Origin of the sequence: Sporosarcina oncorhynchi (assembly GCF_033304615.1) — a bacterium.
GTDB lineage: Bacteria > Bacillota > Bacilli > Bacillales_A > Planococcaceae > Sporosarcina > Sporosarcina oncorhynchi.
The window spans coordinates 1143837-1161956 of record NZ_CP129118.1 but is presented as its reverse complement, the minus strand read 5'-3'; the positions used below and the strand labels follow the sequence as shown (position 1 = coordinate 1161956).

Below are 18120 nucleotides of genomic sequence, written 5' to 3'. Positions count from 1 at the left end.
AAAAATCCCTTATTCAACTAACGTTTGGATAACGTAATTGAATATCGGATTGAAAAACAGCTTAATCCAATTGGATCAAGCTGTCTCTTCTTGTTCAGTATGCTCTTTGAAAATGTTCATATATTTCTGGATATCGCCAGCCCCCATGAACAAATACACCGCGTCTCCATGTTCATCTAAAACACGGATATCATCCATTTCAAGATGTTTTGCTCCCGGAATTTTATCAACTAAATCTTTAATCGACAAATTGCCAGCCTTCTCACGGGCGGAACCGAAGATATCACATAAATACACATGATCAGCCGATGCGAGGCTTTCCGCAAATTGCGGCAATAGAGCTGCGGTCCTTGTGAATGTATGTGGCTGAAAAATTGCAATGATTTCTTTATCAGGATATTTCTGATGGGCGGATTGCAGCGTCGCTTCGATTTCAGTAGGATGATGGGCGTAATCGTCCACAATTACTTTCCCGTCTGATTCAGTTACGCTAAAACGTCTCTTGACACCACTGAACGTCGCTAGTCGACTTTCCATATCAGAGATCGCAACACCCTCATACTGACAGATGGCAATCACTCCAAGCGCGTTCAGAATGGCATGATCCCCTGTCAATTGAATTTTGAAGTTATGGAAGAACTCATTACGCACATACACATCGAAAGTCGAGCCTTGCTCTGATTTCACAATATTCTTTGCAGCAAAATCATTATTATCACCAAAGCCATAATAAACAACCGGTACATTCGCATGAATCTGTTGAAGATGAATATCATCCCCACAGGCAATTATCGCTTTTTTCACACGCAATGCCATCTGCGAGAATGCATCTAAGACATCATCCAAATCCTTGAAATAGTCGGGATGATCAAAGTCTATATTCGTCATGATTGCATAATCAGGATCATACGCAAGGAAGTGGCGTTTATATTCACATGCTTCAAAAACAAAGTATTTATTGTCTTCAACACCTTTTCCCGTTCCGTCACCTATGAGGTAGGAAGTCGGCGAATTCCCTGTCAGTACATGTGCAAGCAACCCAGTAGTGGACGTTTTCCCATGAGATCCTGTCACTCCAATGGAGATACTCTTCTTCATATATTCGCCAAGAAAATCATGGTATCGAATTACTTCCAATCCAAGTTCGTTAGCTTTAACAATTTCAGGATGACTGTCAGGGAATGCATTCCCCGCAATTATCGTCATACCTGGTTCAATATTATTTTCATCAAAAGGAAGAATTTTAATCTTTCTTTCACGTAGCGGGTCTTCCGTAAAGAAGTACTTCTCAACATCCGATCCTTGAACAACATGTGAAGAATCATGGAGAATCTGTGCGAGCGAACTCATACCTGATCCTTTGATTCCTGTAAAATGGAATAATGTCATTATGCAACCTCCCGGGATCATCTCTGTTCCCACATTCTGAAAAGCCGACATATAAGAAAGAAAAGTATTCACTATTCTTCCCCATCTGTTTCATCGTCGTTTCACTCATTTTATTTTCAATATAACTAGTAATCAGCATCTCTTATTAGATGGAAAATGCAATCAGACAGTTTGTTCACTTCCATTTAAAAACTGTTCAAAATTGCTATCCGTGAGGAATACTTCCCTTGCTTTTGTTCCCCTTTGTTCGGAAATGAAACCCAATTTTTCCATACGATCCATTAATTTTGCAGCACGGTTATAGCCAATGCTGAAATTTCGTTGCAATAAGGATGTTGATGCGCTGCCTTGTTCAATGATAAAACGGCATGCTTCAATAAAGAGTGGATCTGTCTCTTCTTCATCAACAATGTTCGCCAACAAGTCCTCTTGACCAAATAAATAATCGGGTTCTGCCTCATTTTGAACGTGTTCTATTATACGTTCGATTTCTTCATCCGTGACAAATGTACCTTGAAGTCGCACCGGTGAAGATTGCCCGTTGCCAAGATAAAGCATGTCGCCTTTACCGAGAAGTCTCTCAGCGCCCGGTGTATCGATAATTGTACGCGAATCAATTTGGGATGATACCGAAAATGCAATTCGCGTCGGTACATTGGCTTTGATCGTTCCAGTTATGACGTCTACAGAGGGACGCTGAGTCGCAATAATTAGATGGATACCGCAAGCTCTGGCCTTCTGAGTAATCCGGCTAATAGACACTTCTACATCTGCAGGCGCCATCATCATCAAGTCTGCCAGCTCGTCAATCACGATAAGTAGATAAGGAAGTTTTAATGAGAATTTACGCTCTTTTTCGGCCATTTCATTATAACGTTCGATATTTCTAGCACCAATATGTGCAAAGAGCTCATATCTCCGCTCCATCTCACCCACTGCCCATTTTAAGGCAGCAGTAGCAGCTTTAACATCTGTGATGACAGGACTTAGCAAGTGTGGAATACCGTTAAATGGAGCCAGTTCAACCATTTTAGGATCAATTAATAACATCTTTAAGTCAGTCGGAGACGATTTGTATAGTAAACTAATCAAAATCGAGTTGATGCATACAGACTTCCCGGATCCAGTTGCTCCGGCAATCATTCCGTGCGGCATTTTTCGCAGATCAAGCGTGACAGGCTCTCCAGTTAGACTGAGTCCAAGTACCGCTTCAAGCGGTGAATCCGATTCTTGAAACCTCTTCGTTTCAATCACTTCGGATATTCTGACGGCTCTCGGTTTCCTATTAGGAATTTCAATACCGATTGAGCTTGTGCCCGGAATTGGTGCCTGAATACGAATATCTTCCGCTGCTAGCGCCAACTTCAAATCATCTGTTAGATTTCGAATTTTGCTCACTTTAGTCCCGTGACCGACAGTCAGTTCAAACCGTGTAACTGTAGGACCTTGAACTGCTTCAATGACATTTGCCTGAACAGCGAAATAAGAAAGTGCTTCTTCCAGCTTTTCCGATTGGGTCTGCAGCCATTCTGTATCTTCAATATGCTCTTCTGCCTGCACGAGGAAATCCTTTGAAGGGAAAGCATAATATGGCTGATCTTCTAATTCGGTTTCCGGTTCTACAGTGACTGACGCTCTTTCAACTGGAATTTCAGGTATGGAATGAGCAATGGTTTCTTCTACCGTTCTTTCAATAACGTTTGTTTTATCCACAGTTTGTTGATCATATTTCGCTTGTAAGCGCTGTTCGTATTTCGCTTTGTCGTTTTTCAACATCAGCACATTGAACGGAACAGTTTTTTCTGTTTTGGTTGGTTCCGCTTCTTCCGCAGCGAGGTCCATCGCATCGTCAACTATGCTGTGTTCCTCAATTGTGACTAGATCTTCGGATTCGTCAGCATGTAATACTTCTTCTACTTCGCTTCCTACTTCTAATGATTCTGGTTCATCAATTGTCATTTCGTTTTTTTCCTGTATAGATTGTGTGGATGCTTGAACTTCATCCAATGCATCTGGAAATACGATGGATTCTTCTTGGACACTAGTATGAACGGAATAGTCGTTTTCAATGCGCACATTTTCTTCAATAAGATCAGTCTTTTCTTCATCCACTTTGTCTGAATTTATCTTAATTTCATCCATGTCCTTATCCTTTTTATGTAGTGGGACAGGTTTTTTGTAGCCATACACAGGAGAAGGTACTTCTGTCGGAGTGAAAGGACGGTTATTCCTTTTCTTTATAACCTCTTCACGGACTTCGTTATCTGGTTTTTCACTTTGACTAAAAGCTCTAGTCGGTTGTACGTTTGCAGTTTCTCCGTATTTCAGTCTAGGTGTCGCGCGATGAATTGTTACTTTTTCAGTTTGCACTGGCCATCTATCATTCTTGTATAAGGGTATAGGTTCAAATTCATCATCCAACTCGGTGACAAGTTCTTTCGCCGCTCTAATTTCAGTCGAGTCTTTTACTTCCGGGTCCGAATCCCAACCATAAATTTCAGCATCAGTTATGATCGGAAAGCGGAAAGCTGGACGTTCACGAGGTTTATCCTCTTTAATTTCATCTTTATGATCAAGGTTTTCAGGATCCGCCATTTCTTTAGTAGGCTCTTCATCGAACATTCGAGCCATCATCTTTTTAATCCATGTCAATACTATCACTCTTTTCAAGTCGATCATTCTATTTTAACAGGTTTTCATCAGCTAAATCAATTTCCTATGTAAAATAAGAAAAACGTACTGCTTTTGACAGTACGCTTCAATCAATTAAATTTGGAAAGCTTCACCAGTTACGGCATCTGCGGATAAAACAAGAATTCCTTTTTCTTCAGGCGCATTAGGTAAATTAAGCTCTTTGGCCGAACAGATCATGCCAGAGGAAGCGACACCTCTCAATTCAGCATCACGGATAATCATACCCGATGGCATAACAGCTCCAACTTTCGCGACAACAACTTTTTGACCAGCCTCAACGTTTTGTGCCCCGCAGACAATCTGTAACTTTTCACTGCCAACGTCAACTGTGCATATATTCAATTTATCGGCATTAGGATGTTTTTCTTTCTGTTCCACGTAGCCGACGACAAATTTCGGTGTAAAATCGACATCAAGTTCCAATTTCACACCATTCTTATCAATCGCCTTTTTCAGTAGATCCACTACTTCTTCTGTTGTCTCTAGTTGTCCGTCCGCTTTAATCTCCATATAACTAGAAGCGTTAAAAAGATTGAAAGCAACAACTTTTCCTGTCTCTTCATCATTGATAAGTGTAATGTCATTTGTTGTTTCAGTTTTGATATCTTTAGGGCGTTCTGTCGTCAATTGAACGAACAAGACGTCACCTACACCATGCTGATTATAAAAAATGTTCATTTCTTTCTTCCTTCCCTTCTTGCAATACGGTTTTTTGCCATGATGAAGATCGGCTCCAATTCGCCGTCTTTGTAAATGAATGATAGTGAAGTAACGGGAACCCGTCCAGTTGTGAAAAACTCCATAGTCATCTGGGCAAGTATGTCATAGCCCGTATCATTCCGCACATCTCCTATAATGAGTACGTCCTGATGCGGAACAGAGACCGTCATATGCCCTTCCACTTTTCCTTCCATCTCTTTAAGGAAAGCAATATTTAGGATGCGGCTCGCATCGTATCCATCATTGTTGTTGATGAAGTAAAATACATTACCCGCCACTTCATCCTGTTTCATAGCGGTAGGTAAAGATCTGACTTTAAACATCGCAGACTCCATGATTTCCGATTCTGTCATACCTAGCGATTCTAGCATCGTTTCATCAATCAGCCGATAGGTCGTATCCAGATCCAATGCATAGAAAATTCTCGTTTCAGCCGTATGATCTTTGACGATGAATTTGTCGCCCGCTTTTGAAACGACAGGGAATGATGTCGAGCGGATAACGGGATAGATGGAATTTGCTTTAACGAATCCTTCAGCGCGTTCTTTCTCCATCGCTGAAAATGTCTCATTAATTGTGTAGACAACTTCATTGATTGCAGCGTCTTTTTTATCTTCATACTTTGCAAGGATTTCCGGCAAAGAAATATCCATGCCTCTGGAAAGTTGACTGTGCTCCAGCCTGATCTTATCGGTCTTTCTGTCAAACTGCCATTTCAGTTGGTCAGACGGTATCCGTTCTTTCAGCAATTCTACAAGTTGTGCCGAATTCATATTTTCATACTTCCTTTCATAAATCAACGGCCGCCCGCCGCATTACGCGCCGTGTGACCGTCGTCTACTTGTATAGTATTTACATATAGCTCAATTCTTCATTGATCGATTGAACGGGTAATTTCCATCATTCTTGCTAAATCATTGCGGATGTTCTTCTTCTTCGTTATTGTCGTCATCTTGACGCCGCCAACGCTTGTAATTAGTTCCACTTGATCTTCGCCTATCTTTACGACGGAAGCAAACCCGAAATAACCATCATTCGTAAAAGTTTCTTCAAACCGTTCCGACTCTTCATCAGTACTCAAAAGGTCGTAAAAAAGATGGCTGTCTTTTCCTTCATTTGAATTGATGAAAAGGATAAACGTTTCATCGCCTTTTTTCATGACAATATTTTGTGCATCGGAATCTTCTTCTATTGTAAATGCAGGAGGCTTATATAGTGAAATGCCTTGTACTTCATCATTTGTCTGTTTGTCATTCAATAAAAAAGCTTCTTTTGCTACGGCTATTCCATCCGCAGCCCTTTCATCAAGTGTCTGGCCACAAGCCGTTAAAACACTGATGGAAAGGAGTATCAGGAATAAGAACTTCCAAGATCGGAACATTCAATTTCCTCCAATCATTTCATGCTGAATTTTATCGTAGTGAACGCTATCTATTTTAAAGATAATGAAGCACATATGCAAACTTGTAGGTTTATCTCAAATTTTGTTCATAAATAAATTGACCACAAAGTAACTGTAGAACATGCTCAAACAGTTGATCACGTGTGACGATCTGAGCCGTAAGCATTCCGATTGCACCTTCACTATGTCTAATACCCTGACCATGGAAGTAATCATCTACAACGATACCGAGTTCTTTACCCGATTTGATGCCCTTTGCGATTTCCGTCGGTAATGGAATCTGGGCTCCCGCCGCGGTGTAGCTTTTTCCAGTGGGGAGAACGAATGCACCCCAATTACATAAATACATTTCACCTTTGAGCATTCGGACTCCACCCTCAAGCCCGATACCAATTGCGTTTACTGAAGTCAATGCCGCATTTCTTGCACGATTCAATGCTCCATTTCTCGTTTCCTCATCTCCAAATGGCTGGCTGTTAACACCGGAAGCGACGTCCACGGACGTTACTCGACTGCCGGGAAAATAACGATTAACGATGACAGTTGCCGCCTTCACTTTCGCATTGTTTGTCGATCCGATTACAAACTCCATATAGGCTCCCCTTTCCAGAAAAAAAGCCATCCTCACGTTAGGATGGCCTTATCTTTTTTCAACAACTATCAGACGTTACTTTTAATCGTTTCAACAGTTGTCTTGTCGCATGCTTTCACAAGTTTTACAAGTAGTTCCTTTGCTGCTGCATAATCATTTGTATGGATAATTGATGCTGCAGTATGGATGTAACGAGAGCAGATACCAATGACTGCACTCGGTACACCTTCATTGGAAATATGAACTTGACCTGCATCTGTTCCGCCTTGCGAGACAAAGTATTGATAAGGAATATTGTTCGATTCGGCTGTATCAAGTATGAACTCTCTCATGCCGCGGTGTGTGACCATCGAACGGTCCATAATCCGGAGCAGCGTACCTTTACCTAATTGACCGAATTCATTTTTATTGCCTGAAGCGTCGTTTGCGGGACTGGCATCCAGTGCGAAGAACAAATCTGGATCGATCATACGTGCAGCAGCTTGTGCCCCACGCAATCCGACTTCTTCCATAACATTCGCGCCAGAATATAGTGTGTTCGGAAGTTCAGTTCCGTGCACTTCTTTTAATAATTCGATTGCTAAACCGCAACCGTAACGATTATCCCATGCTTTCGCCATGATTTTCTTTTCATTCGCCATTGGTGTGAATGGACAGATGGGAACAATCTGCTGACCAGGACGGATACCGATTTTTTGTGCATCCGCTTTATCATCAGCACCGATATCGATTAGCATGTTTTTGATATCCATTGGCCGATTACGAACTTCATCGCTTAACAGATGTGGTGGAATTGAACCGATTACGCCAACAATCGGACCATCTTCCGTAATAATATGGACACGTTGTGCAAGCAATACTTGACTCCACCATCCGCCAAGCGGTTGAAAGCGCAGCATTCCGTTATCCGTGATTGCTGTTACCATGAATCCAACTTCATCCATATGTCCTGCAACCATTATTTTAGGTGCGTTTTCTGCACCTTTACGAACACCGAATACGCCACCAAGATTGTCTTGGATTAGCTCGTCAGAATATTTTCCAAGTTCTTCACGCATATAGGCACGTAACATATGTTCATTTCCAGGTGCAGCGGGTGTTTCAGTCAACGTTTTGAACATTTCCAGTGTTTCTTTATTCATGAAAAAATTCCCCCAATTCAATATGTACTCCATTTAGTATAGTGCAGTATTCAGAAACTTTCCATCCTGAATATTTAGCTTTCCGAAATTTCCTTCTTGCTAGCACTCACTCTATAGATGATTTATCATGGAGGATTATTCATACAGAATATGATACACTTGTAAAAGATTGATTGAGGGGGTTTCACGCGTATGAAAGCAAAAGATTTCGTAGCAGGCATTTTAACGGGTGTAGCAGCAGGCCTAATAGTAAATCAGGCTTATGGAAAGATGAACCCGAACACATCAGCAGAGAACGTCTTGAACTCGGTGAAAGACGCGTTCAAAAAAGAAGGGCCGATCGACGGATCCTGGATTGTCATGAAGCCTGAACCGTTCACAAACCATGTACTGTCAATGGATGTATACCGTGGCGGTATTTCCAGAATCAGAAATGGCGAGTTAGAGCAATTTGAATTTGCAGCAAATGCTGAGACTGGCACTGTCGTCGAATTAAACCAAAAGTAATTAAAACCTTATAAGTAAGAAAAAAGTAGAGGATAAGCAATCGCTTCCTCTACTTTTTATATGGAATTGAACGACATTGTATCACTTTGTTCGTTCAACCGCTTCGGTAATCTCCTTGCCGGCCTGATCCCACTGTACGAGCCGATACACTGCATCATGGTAAAAGATGAAACGATAGTTATTCGCCAACGCTTCCTTCATGATTTTTTCTTTTGCATAAATTGATGTCATTGGATAATCGTCGTAGGCCAACACCCATAATGGATTGCTATGGGCATGCGTCGGCATGATGTCCGCCATATGGATGATTGTTTCATCGTTTTGTGTCAGTTTGATAATACTATGACCGTCACTGTGGCCGCCTGTATGGATCATTTCCACTCCAGGTAGTATTTCGGTATGCTCTTCAAATGTTTTTATTTGTGCTTGGATTGGTTCCCAATTCTCTTTCCAGTACGTATTCCTAGAGCGGATATTCGGATCCTTCATCTCATCCCATTCAATTTGTGATACATAGATGTCTGCATTCGGAAAAATGGACACGAGCTTGTCGTCTATCCATCCCGTCAATCCTGCTGCATGATCATTATGAAGATGCGTCATGAGAATGATATCGATGTCAAGTGGTGTTAAGTGCAGTTCAGCCAGGCTTTCTTCAACCTTTGTCTCAGACCGCACACCTAAATTCCGTTTCATCTTGTCCGACATTTTTCCTTTACCAATACCGGAATCGATAAGAATATGCTTGCCTGCATAGGTAAGGAGTATCGGATCTGTCCGCAGTTCAATCAAATTGTTGTCATCCGGTGCATATCGGCGTGACCATAATGCTTTCGGTACGACTCCAAACATCGTCCCCCCATCAAGATAGTTCACCCCACCGTCAAGCCATGTTAGTTGCATCTCATGGAAAGAATATGTATCCATACAAACACCCCTTTACATTATCTTCACTGTTTGAAATAGGACTCCAATCGGTAAATTGGTTGTCCTTTTGCTGAAAACTTTTCTTCGTATTCTGTCATAATATTGTCTTCAGGCATTTCCGCATGAAGATCAAGCGATACTTCTTTTAAGATCATGCCGAATTCGGACATCGATACTAAGGAATATTCAAACAGTAACCGGTTATCTGTCTTGAAATGAATTTCCCCGTCTTGTTTTAAAACATTTTTGTAGCGTTGTAGAAATGTTCCATGTGTCAACCTGCGCTTGGCATGTCTTGTTTTCGGCCATGGATCGGAAAAGTTGAGGAATACCCTGTCCAATTCCCCCGCTTTGAACAATTCTTCAAGATTAGCACCGTTGCCTCGGATTAGTCTTAAGTTTGATGGTTTTTCAGCCTCTATCACTTTTTCTAGTGCAGAAACAATGACACTGTCAAAATGTTCGATGCCGATGTAATTGATATGAGGATTCGCTTTCGCCATACCGATGACAAACTGTCCTTTGCCGGTTCCAACTTCTACATGAATCGGATTTTCATTACCAAAAATTCCTTGCCAATCATTCACCTTCTGATCTTCGAAAATCACGACATCCGGGTGTTCAAGCATAAAATCTTTTGCCCATGGTTTATTGCGTAATCGCATAATGTTCTACACTCTTTTCTATTCGTTAATATCAATTTCATTTCGATTTTGACCTTCATCTTCTTCAGGTTCTATCGGTTCTCCAAAAAGTCTGCTGACAGCTGTCGTTTGAACATTGTCTAAAATGGATTGCGCAGCTTTGAACTGATTGAATTTCATAGGTGTTACCGATTTCTGCAGTGATAAAAACCAGTTATCATACGTGCGTCGGTCAATGATTTTCGTATCAAATGGAACACCTGGATAATCAATATAGCCGTTTCTTGAAATGAGTATTTTCCTCACTGGGAATTCGATTCCTTGTGCGGATATAATTCCAGTAATGATTTTTTCCATCCGGTTCAGTCCAATTAGCGGATTCAGCACTTTTGTTTCGTCATCACCCAGCTTTTTCGTCCAGAAACGTTCGTTATTCCCAATGAAAGCAGCCACATCTTCCTGTTCGAGTACTTTGATACAAAGACAGTCTACAGGCGTGATGAGAATGACATCTAATTCGACTGGCGCTTTTTTCACTTTGAGAATCGGATAATAAAACAACAGAAAACTGTCTGGCAATTTTTGCGTAAAACTACGCAGGAGAGGATCTCGAATATAGTTAGCATCCATCCGAGAACGTTCGAGCATAGTTGAACTTGCCCATTTCAACTGGAAATGGAACAATTGATCTAAGTACAGTTTCCTTAACTCTTCCAGACTTTTTGGCTGATAAATGATATTCGGATTGAAATCGAATATATTCGTTTCATCCTCATCAACTCTTACTTCCTCTTCTTCAATCACTTCTGCCGACTCTGTTCTTTTCAACAGTTTAAAGATAGACGAAAACCATTTCGTTTCTTCCGCCTGTTCTTCGGGTTCATCAGGAATCTGTCTCCAGTCGGACAGATCCCCTTCCATTTCCCATTGGCGTTTCATACGATCCCATTGGGAATTTTTCAGTCTGATATATTGTGTCGGATAACGCGACAGATCATTTTGGTACCTAGAGACATAATCAAGCAGTTTGACGAGTTGCGCCAATTCTATCCACTCCGATCAGTTGGCAATCTTCATCCTTTACCTATTACTGCTAATGGGAGCTGTTTTGCAAAGGCTTCTTGCAATTTCATAGTAATCGGTCCCGGTGCTCCTGAACCGATTTGTTTACCATCAATTGAAATAACAGGTGTGACTTCAGCTGTTGTTGAAGTCATTATAAATTCATCCATTTCAAACGCTTCTTCGGTTGTAAATTCTTTCTCTTCCACTTGTATACCCAAATCCGCGCAAAGTTGCATAACCACTCGGCGAGTTATTCCGTTCAAAATTAGATTCGTAGCTGGATGGGTATACACAACCCCACCCTTGACACCGAACATGTTAGAAGAAGAACCTTCCATGACAATTCCGTCCCGGACAAAGATCGCTTCAGCACACTCCGCTTCATGCGCTTCCTGTTTCGCCATGACATTGCCAAGTAGATTCAAACTTTTGATGTCACAGCGCAACCAACGAATATCATCGACAGTCTTTGTTGCAACACCGTCCTTTAGATTTGTCAACGGACGCGGATTGAGAATCGCATAAGCAGTCACAACAGGCGAGACATTTGTTTCCGGGAAATGATGCAAACGCTGCGTAGCCCCGCGTGTAACTTGCATATAAACATGTCCCGTGTCGATTTCATTCTTCTTCACAAGTTCTTCAGCTATCTCGATGAGCTGACGCTCTGTATGTGGAATCGCCAATTTGATTTTTGAAGCACTTTGGAATAATCTCGTCATATGTTCTTCAGCCGTGTATAGTTCACCATTGTATACTTTTATCACTTCGTAGACGCCGTCACCAAAATAATACCCTCGATCATCGATGGAAATCTTTACTCCATCCTTCTCCGTGAATTGTCCATCGATAAAGTAAATTGTCATACTGTATCCCCCTCATTATTTTCGCCTGCAAGTCGACTAATTGCTTCCGCATAAATCGCAGTCGCTTTCAACAGGTCCTCTATATATACATATTCATCCGCTTGGTGTGCGACATCTTCTCTTCCAGGGAAAAGCATTCCGAAAGCGACACCTTTTTCTAGCACACGGGCATACGTCCCTCCACCAATCGCCAGCAACTTAGCCTCTTCATCGGTATAAGCCGTATAAATTTCTTGTAACGTTTTAATAAGATGGTCATCTGCATCAACATGGTGCGGCTCGGAATTGGATTGGACACTTAAACTGAAAGCTGTTTCTATCAGGCGGTCATCACAAGTTGCGATTTTCTCTTCAAACGGATATGTGACAGAGTAACGCATACTCACGATGATTTTACCTCCTTTTTCAGGCGTGAAAGAAACGATTCCAGCATTCAATGTCGTGTCTCCCGATATTTCATCATTGAAAGCCAAGCCTAAATACCGCCCGCGTGATTCATTGCCAAAAGCATCAAGAACAAATTGGGTAAAGTCTTTTGACTCCCCTTCATCGAAAATTTTGTTTAAGAATGAAGCTAGCAGGACGGCGGCGTTAACTCCGTTATCCGGTTCCATTGCATGTGCCGATTTTCCGTGCACAGTGATTTCAATTACATCATTTTTTTCAACCATTGCACTGGCAACATCATGGATATTCATAAAACTTTCGAACTTTTGATGAATCTCGGAGAAATCCGCTTTAACGTGTGCTAACGCGAAATCAGGAACCATATTCGTTCGATCTCCAGATTTAAAATGGAGGAGCTGACCATCTGGCGTTTGTGTCTTTTGTGAAAATACAAGTCCAGCAATTCCTTTTTCAGCATTGATGATTGGGAAATCCGCGTCGGGTGCGAAACCGAATGTTGGCATCTCTTCTTTCTCAAAATACCGATCAACACATCTGAATCCGCTTTCTTCATCAGTGCCTATAATGAGACGAACGCGGCGGTTCAATGGAATACCTGCTTCCTTCACCATCTTCATCGCATGCCAGGCAGCCATTGTAGGGCCCTTATCATCGATTGCTCCACGTCCGAACAGCTTCCCATCAGCGACCGTGCCATCAAACGGACCATAAGTCCAATTTCCGCCGGCAGGCACGACATCGACATGACAAAGAATACCAAGCAGTTCTTCGCCCTCCCCCATTTCGATATGTCCGGCCATATTGTCAACATTTTTCACTTTGAAACCTGCTTTTGCACCTTCCTCCAAAAGCCATTCGAGCGCACGTTTCGGCTCAGGACCGAATGGCGCATCAACAGTTGCTATTGATTCATCTAATATTGAAGGAAAGGATATTAATTTTTGTAAATCCTCGAGTAGTTCATCCTGCTTTTCCGTGACTTTGTCATTCCAGTTCAACAAATGGAGCACCTTCTCTCTCATAATGTCATACCAACAGTTTCGTGAAACTAAATGTTTCAACAAAATCCAGTTAACCTATTTTCACACGTTCAGCTTAGAAAATAAAGGGGTAAACACATTTCACAAACTATTAACAAACAATTCATGTTTTATTGGTAAAAATAAGGTATACTTATATTGTCAGAACATTGCATCTGACGCGACGTTCTGATGAAAGGAGTGCATTATCGGAGGCAATTTCAACTCGCATAGGTAACATTCAATAGTCTCATGCCCATTGTTTTTGGAAAATGAAGATGAGGAGTGGATCTACAGTTGAAGCCAGCTACTGATCGAATGCTTACCCGCATCAAGGATGTCTATTTCTATATCCTTGACCGGGGTGTCGTCACAACGGAAAATGTTGTCGAGGAATTCGGCATCACAAACCGTACAGCACAAAGGGACTTAAATGTCCTCGAATACAACGAGCTCATCATAAGTCCCGCTCGCGGGAAATGGACAACAACAGAGAAAAAAGTTAAATTGTCCTCCTAATACACTCTAATCAAAAGCGAAGGGCGCCGTTTAGCTGCGACAGGCATAAGTCGAAGATGTGAAGTGGCGCTCTTTGCCACGCAACAGCTTTGCTTATGACCCGAGCAGCTGGCGCCCGGAGCTAGACGTCAACAAAAGCGAAGGGCGCCGTTTAGGCCCGACAAGCGCTGGAGGGGATAGCCAAAAGGCGCGCACTTTGCCTTTTCGCTATCCCTGAAGCGACTCGAGGGACTGGCGCCTGTAGCTAGACGTCAACAAAAGCGAAGGGCGCCGTGTAGCTGCGACAGGCATAAGTCGAAGATGTGAAGTGGCGCTCTCTGCCACGCAACAGCTTTGCTTATGACCCGAGCAGCTGGCGCCCGGAGCTAGACGTCAACAAAAGCGAAGGGCGCCGTTTAGGCTCGACAAGCGCTGAACGAATGAAAAGGCTGAACGTTAGTCCGTTCAGCCTTTTCATCTCACAACATCGCAATTTCCTCTTCTGTCAATTCCCTGTATTCACCAAGCTGCAGCGATTCATCCAATTTTAAAGGGCCCATCGACATGCGCTTCAGATAAATGACCTTCTTTCCAACCGCTTCAAACATACGCTTCACTTGATGGAATTTCCCTTCTGTAATCGTCAATTCTATTTCTGATATTTCATCAGACTTCAATATCCGCAACTGACCGGGTTTTGTGAAATATCCGTCGTCCAAAGTGACGCCTTGAGCAAATCGTTTACTATCATCCTCAGTAACTACTCCTTCAATATGTGCAAAATACATTTTCGGTACTTCTTTTTTCGGCGATAATAATTCGTGAGTTAACTTGCCGTCATTCGTTATGAGTAGCAATCCTTCCGTATCCTTGTCGAGCCTGCCTACTGGAAATGGTTCGAAATGCCGGTACTCATCCTCCAACAGATCGATGACAGTACGGTCTCGATTGTCTTCTGTCGCAGAAATGACACCTTGTGGTTTGTGCATCATCAAATAGATGAATTCACGGTAGACGATTTTTTCTCCAAAGAGCGTAACTTCATCGTTTTTTTCATCAACATGAAATGAAGAATCTTTCACCGGTTTGCCGTTTACTGCTATAGCCCCTTTTTTCAAGAGACCTTTCACTTCTTTCCTAGAACCAAATCCCATATTTGAGACAAATTTATCTAGTCGCATTAATTAGCCTCCAAAACCAAATTTCTTTGTAATTCTCGTTAATCTATCGCCAAATAGCTTTTGAGCAAGCCCCGATTTAAGCGATAATGCACCGTAGATGACCGCTCCGACAAATGCGCAAATCAGCACATATAGCAATGCTTGCATCTTACCATCAACAGGACTGATTGCAAGAAGTCCTTTCAATGTAAAGTGGACAGCTACGAACATGATTACGTTGAAGATGGCGATAAGGATGATCCGCCGTAGAACCATTTGTGAGTGATAGTGTAACACTTTAAAGATAACGAACAGATTGATGGATACTGCAATACCATACCCAATGGCAGTTGCTGCAATCGCGCCGTTCACTTCAAATATTTTAATAAGTGGTACGTTGATAATCATCTTCACTAACAACCCTGCAAGGGATGTGAAGACGATCCATTTATGTTTGTTAATTCCTTGAAGAATTGCTGCTGTTACAGTGAACAAGGCGAACAGGATTGCAACAGGTGCGTAAGAGGCCAACACTTGCGAACCGACCGGATTTTCACTGTACAAGAAAGTATAAAATTCATTCGAGAGAACCATCAAACCAATTACCATCGGTACTGTCAGGAAGATCATAATTTGGAATGTCTGATCCAATGACCGAGTAATGCCTTTTTGGTCTTTTTTCGTATAATAGCCTGTAATGACGGGAATTAATGCCATTGAAAATCCAGTAGCGACCATAACAGGAATCATGACAACTTTATGTGTCAGGAAGTTAAGCATTGTCAAATAGATATCTGTAACGCCGGATTGTCCAATCGACTTCATCGCATCATTAAAAGTAATCATATCGACAAATTGATAAAGAGGATTGATGACACCAACGAGCACAAAAGGAATCGTATAGCCAATTACTTCTTTGTACATGTCAATAAACGTTATATCACTTGCTGGAGGGCTGTTTGCATATAGGTTTTCAAATTCAGGTTTATATTTCAGCCAGTATCGATAAAGGACGACAAGTCCCGCTAGTGCACCAATGAATGCGGCAAACACGGCGAAATTCACAGCTGTCCGTGGCGATAGATCCAAAACATTCACGACGATATAGGCACCAATTAACACAACAATAATACGGACAATCTGTTCTACGAGTTGTGAAACTGATGTGGGTTCGAACTTCTGATTACCTTGGAGATATCCACGAACAATACTCATGAGCGGCACTGCAAGCAATGCGAAACTTACCCAACGGATGACAGTTTTAATTTCTTCGACTGTGAAGATTTGTTCGTCATCGCGTATGACTAGATTCGCAATCGGTTCCGCCATGAAAAACAGGACTAAGAATGACATAATACCAGTCACTGTCATTACAAGCATCCCAGATTTCATCAATTTCCGTCCGGTAGCATAATCGCCTACCGCATTATATTTCGAAACAAATTTTGAAATAGCAAGTGGCGCTCCTGATATTGCCACTGCAAGTGCAAGATTATAAGGTATATACGCGTATTGGTATAGTCCGATATTCTCTTCCCCAACAATCGCATAAAAAGGAATAACATATAAAAGTCCGAGCGCTTTCGATAAAAACAGCCCTATCGTTAAAATGGCTGTGCCTTTCACAAGGTTTGATGACATGTATGATCCTTCCTATCTTTAATACTTCTCGATTTGAGCTACTTAACAGTTTACATCCGACAATAAGTTTTCACAATGATTATCGCATACATCTATTATAGTGGACACATGATGTATAATGGAGAAAAACTGAAAGTGTGGTTCCATATATGTATGACGTTATTATCGTCGGTGGGGGTCCCTCAGGATTGATGGCCTCTATCGCAGCTGCAGAACACGGCAATAAAGTACTGTTGCTCGACAAAGGAAAAAAGCTTGGCAATAAATTATCTATTTCAGGTGGTGGACGTTGTAACGTCACAAATCGCTTACCGCTTGAGGAAATAGTCAAAAACATTCCCGGAAACGGTCGTTTCCTCTACGGTCCTTTTTCTGTTTTCAACAATGAAGATATCATCACTTTTTTCGAAGGACTCGGCGTTCCTTTAAAAGAAGAAGATCACGGTAGAATGTTTCCCGTATCAAACAAAGCGAAGGATGTCGTGAACGCCCTTCTTGACGAGATGGATCGTTTACACGTTGAAGTGCGTCTATCGACGAGAGTGAAAAAACTACTTATGGACGATGAACGTATACTAGGTGTACGTCTAGAAGATGGTGAAGAGGTTCGTGCAAATGCAGTTGTCCTTGCAGTTGGTGGAAAAGCAGTCCCGCAAACCGGCAGTACAGGAGATGGATATCCATGGGCTGAGAAAGCCGGACATACCGTCACGGAATTATATCCGACGGAAGTGCCTCTACTATCGGATGAGCATTTCATCCAAACGAAAGAACTACAAGGTCTCGCTCTTCGTGACGTGGCAGTCTCCGTGCTTAATGCAAAAGGAAAGACACTTGTTACCCACCAGATGGATATGCTATTCACCCATTTCGGGTTAAGTGGCCCGGCCATTTTACGTTGTAGCCAATACGTCGTCAAAGAGCGTATGAAGAATGGCAATAAACCCGTGGACATGCGAATCGATTCACTGCCAGACATGAACAAAGAAAAAGCTTTCCAGACGATACATGCGATGTTGAAAGAAGATCCAAAGAAAGCAATCAAAAACAGCTTAAAAGGTATTGCCCCTGAACGTTGGCTGTTATTTTTATTCGATCAGGCATGCATCGATCATTCGGATATTGGTGCTGGACTTTCCAATGAGAAAATCAGGAAGCTTGCGCAATTGCTAAAAGAATTCCCGATGACCGTGAACGGCACGCAACCGATCGAGAAAGCTTTTGTCACTGGCGGTGGCGTCTCGACAAAAGAAATCGAGCCGAAAACAATGGCATCCCGAAAGAAGAAAGGACTTTTCTTCTGTGGGGAAATTATCGATATCCACGGCTACACAGGTGGGTATAACATAACATCAGCACTCGTCACAGGCAGAATCGCAGGGATGAGCGCCGGTGCATTTTCATTGTAAGCAAGTAAAGAATCCGCGACAGAGCGCAATGCTCTAT

General features: G+C 42.1%; 17 protein-coding genes. 3 read left to right on the top strand and 14 right to left on the bottom strand.

The window, feature by feature from the left end:
* Nucleotides 1-75: 75 nt before the first annotated feature.
* The 7 genes from murC to QWT69_RS05410 form a co-directional block, all read right to left on the bottom strand.
* Nucleotides 76-1389 carry a UDP-N-acetylmuramate--L-alanine ligase gene (murC, locus tag QWT69_RS05440; protein ID WP_317969752.1) on the bottom strand — a complete coding sequence of 438 codons (1314 nt, stop codon included), beginning with the start codon at nt 1387-1389 and terminating at the stop codon, nt 76-78.
* 162 nt (nt 1390-1551) lie between these two features.
* Nucleotides 1552-4041: a DNA translocase FtsK gene (locus QWT69_RS05435; RefSeq protein ID WP_317969750.1), complete on the bottom strand. Its 2490-nt coding sequence runs from the start codon at nt 4039-4041 to the stop codon at nt 1552-1554.
* A 114-nt stretch (nt 4042-4155) separates the two neighbouring features.
* On the bottom strand, nt 4156-4761 hold the full coding sequence (ytpR, locus tag QWT69_RS05430; RefSeq protein WP_317969748.1) for a YtpR family tRNA-binding protein: 606 nt from the start codon (nt 4759-4761) through the stop codon (nt 4156-4158).
* Nucleotides 4758-5576: a DUF1444 family protein gene (locus tag QWT69_RS05425; protein WP_317969746.1), complete on the bottom strand. Its 819-nt coding sequence runs from the start codon at nt 5574-5576 to the stop codon at nt 4758-4760. The genes ytpR and QWT69_RS05425 overlap by 4 nt, the downstream gene beginning before the upstream one ends.
* Nucleotides 5577-5674: 98 nt before the next feature.
* On the bottom strand, nt 5675-6184 hold the full coding sequence (locus tag QWT69_RS05420; RefSeq protein ID WP_317969744.1) for a hypothetical protein: 510 nt from the start codon (nt 6182-6184) through the stop codon (nt 5675-5677).
* Between the two features lie 91 nt (nt 6185-6275).
* Nucleotides 6276-6797 carry a DUF84 family protein gene (locus tag QWT69_RS05415; RefSeq protein ID WP_317969742.1) on the bottom strand — a complete coding sequence of 174 codons (522 nt, stop codon included), beginning with the start codon at nt 6795-6797 and terminating at the stop codon, nt 6276-6278.
* 68 nt (nt 6798-6865) lie between these two features.
* Nucleotides 6866-7939 (bottom strand): M42 family metallopeptidase, encoded by a 1074-nt coding sequence (locus QWT69_RS05410; RefSeq protein ID WP_317969740.1) that lies wholly within the window; start codon nt 7937-7939, stop codon nt 6866-6868.
* A 192-nt stretch (nt 7940-8131) separates the two neighbouring features.
* Here QWT69_RS05410 and QWT69_RS05405 point away from each other — a divergent pair, with 192 nt between their 5' ends.
* The gene (locus tag QWT69_RS05405; RefSeq protein WP_317969739.1) at nt 8132-8446 is read left to right on the top strand and encodes a hypothetical protein; all 315 of its coding nucleotides are present in this window, start codon (nt 8132-8134) and stop codon (nt 8444-8446) included.
* Between the two features lie 81 nt (nt 8447-8527).
* On the opposite strand, the gene QWT69_RS05400 is transcribed toward QWT69_RS05405, so the two are convergent.
* The 5 genes from QWT69_RS05400 to pepV are packed head-to-tail and all read right to left on the bottom strand — an operon-like array spanning nt 8528 to nt 13354.
* On the bottom strand, nt 8528-9373 hold the full coding sequence (locus QWT69_RS05400) for a YtnP family quorum-quenching lactonase (RefSeq protein ID WP_317969738.1): 846 nt from the start codon (nt 9371-9373) through the stop codon (nt 8528-8530).
* 23 nt (nt 9374-9396) lie between these two features.
* Nucleotides 9397-10038: a tRNA (guanosine(46)-N7)-methyltransferase TrmB gene (gene trmB / locus QWT69_RS05395; RefSeq protein WP_317969736.1), complete on the bottom strand. Its 642-nt coding sequence runs from the start codon at nt 10036-10038 to the stop codon at nt 9397-9399.
* 18 nt (nt 10039-10056) lie between these two features.
* Nucleotides 10057-11061, bottom strand: coding sequence for a nuclease-related domain-containing protein (locus QWT69_RS05390; protein WP_317969734.1), 1005 nt, complete (start codon nt 11059-11061; stop codon nt 10057-10059).
* 29 nt (nt 11062-11090) lie between these two features.
* Nucleotides 11091-11948, bottom strand: a complete 858-nt coding sequence (dat, locus tag QWT69_RS05385; protein ID WP_317969732.1) for a D-amino-acid transaminase — start codon at nt 11946-11948, stop codon at nt 11091-11093.
* The gene (gene pepV / locus QWT69_RS05380; RefSeq protein ID WP_431312339.1) at nt 11945-13354 is read right to left on the bottom strand and encodes a dipeptidase PepV; all 1410 of its coding nucleotides are present in this window, start codon (nt 13352-13354) and stop codon (nt 11945-11947) included. Before pepV ends, dat begins: the two co-directional genes overlap by 4 nt.
* 318 nt (nt 13355-13672) lie before the next feature.
* Here pepV and QWT69_RS05375 point away from each other — a divergent pair, with 318 nt between their 5' ends.
* A complete protein-coding gene (locus tag QWT69_RS05375; RefSeq protein WP_317969728.1) occupies nt 13673-13894 on the top strand; it encodes a DeoR family transcriptional regulator in 222 nt (73 codons plus the stop codon).
* Between the two features lie 458 nt (nt 13895-14352).
* Here QWT69_RS05375 and QWT69_RS05370 read toward each other — a convergent pair whose 3' ends face one another.
* Together QWT69_RS05370 and QWT69_RS05365 are read right to left on the bottom strand one after the other, a co-directional pair.
* Complete coding sequence (locus tag QWT69_RS05370) at nt 14353-15054, bottom strand: pseudouridine synthase (RefSeq protein ID WP_317969726.1); 702 nt, start codon at nt 15052-15054, stop codon at nt 14353-14355.
* 3 nt (nt 15055-15057) lie between these two features.
* Nucleotides 15058-16674 carry a putative polysaccharide biosynthesis protein gene (locus QWT69_RS05365; protein ID WP_317969724.1) on the bottom strand — a complete coding sequence of 539 codons (1617 nt, stop codon included), beginning with the start codon at nt 16672-16674 and terminating at the stop codon, nt 15058-15060.
* A 149-nt stretch (nt 16675-16823) separates the two neighbouring features.
* On the opposite strand from QWT69_RS05365, the gene QWT69_RS05360 reads away from it, so the two are divergent.
* The gene (locus QWT69_RS05360) at nt 16824-18083 is read left to right on the top strand and encodes a BaiN/RdsA family NAD(P)/FAD-dependent oxidoreductase (protein ID WP_317969721.1); all 1260 of its coding nucleotides are present in this window, start codon (nt 16824-16826) and stop codon (nt 18081-18083) included.
* Nucleotides 18084-18120: the final 37 nt, after the last annotated feature.

What these genes read in the sequence shown, in the direction of transcription:
- murC (WP_317969752.1), bottom strand. Translation starts at nt 1,389, where the DNA reads ATGACATTATTCCATTTTACAGGAATCAAAGGATCAGGTATGAGTTCG.
- ytpR (WP_317969748.1), bottom strand. Translation starts at nt 4,761, where the DNA reads ATGAACATTTTTTATAATCAGCATGGTGTAGGTGACGTCTTGTTCGTT.
- QWT69_RS05425 (WP_317969746.1), bottom strand. Translation starts at nt 5,576, where the DNA reads ATGAATTCGGCACAACTTGTAGAATTGCTGAAAGAACGGATACCGTCT.
- QWT69_RS05420 (WP_317969744.1), bottom strand. Translation starts at nt 6,184, where the DNA reads ATGTTCCGATCTTGGAAGTTCTTATTCCTGATACTCCTTTCCATCAGT.
- QWT69_RS05415 (WP_317969742.1), bottom strand. Translation starts at nt 6,797, where the DNA reads ATGGAGTTTGTAATCGGATCGACAAACAATGCGAAAGTGAAGGCGGCA.
- QWT69_RS05410 (WP_317969740.1), bottom strand. Translation starts at nt 7,939, where the DNA reads ATGAATAAAGAAACACTGGAAATGTTCAAAACGTTGACTGAAACACCC.
- QWT69_RS05405 (WP_317969739.1), top strand. Translation starts at nt 8,132, where the DNA reads ATGAAAGCAAAAGATTTCGTAGCAGGCATTTTAACGGGTGTAGCAGCA.
- QWT69_RS05400 (WP_317969738.1), bottom strand. Translation starts at nt 9,373, where the DNA reads ATGGATACATATTCTTTCCATGAGATGCAACTAACATGGCTTGACGGT.
- trmB (WP_317969736.1), bottom strand. Translation starts at nt 10,038, where the DNA reads ATGCGATTACGCAATAAACCATGGGCAAAAGATTTTATGCTTGAACAC.
- dat (WP_317969732.1), bottom strand. Translation starts at nt 11,948, where the DNA reads ATGACAATTTACTTTATCGATGGACAATTCACGGAGAAGGATGGAGTA.
- QWT69_RS05370 (WP_317969726.1), bottom strand. Translation starts at nt 15,054, where the DNA reads ATGCGACTAGATAAATTTGTCTCAAATATGGGATTTGGTTCTAGGAAA.
- QWT69_RS05365 (WP_317969724.1), bottom strand. Translation starts at nt 16,674, where the DNA reads ATGTCATCAAACCTTGTGAAAGGCACAGCCATTTTAACGATAGGGCTG.
- QWT69_RS05360 (WP_317969721.1), top strand. Translation starts at nt 16,824, where the DNA reads ATGTATGACGTTATTATCGTCGGTGGGGGTCCCTCAGGATTGATGGCC.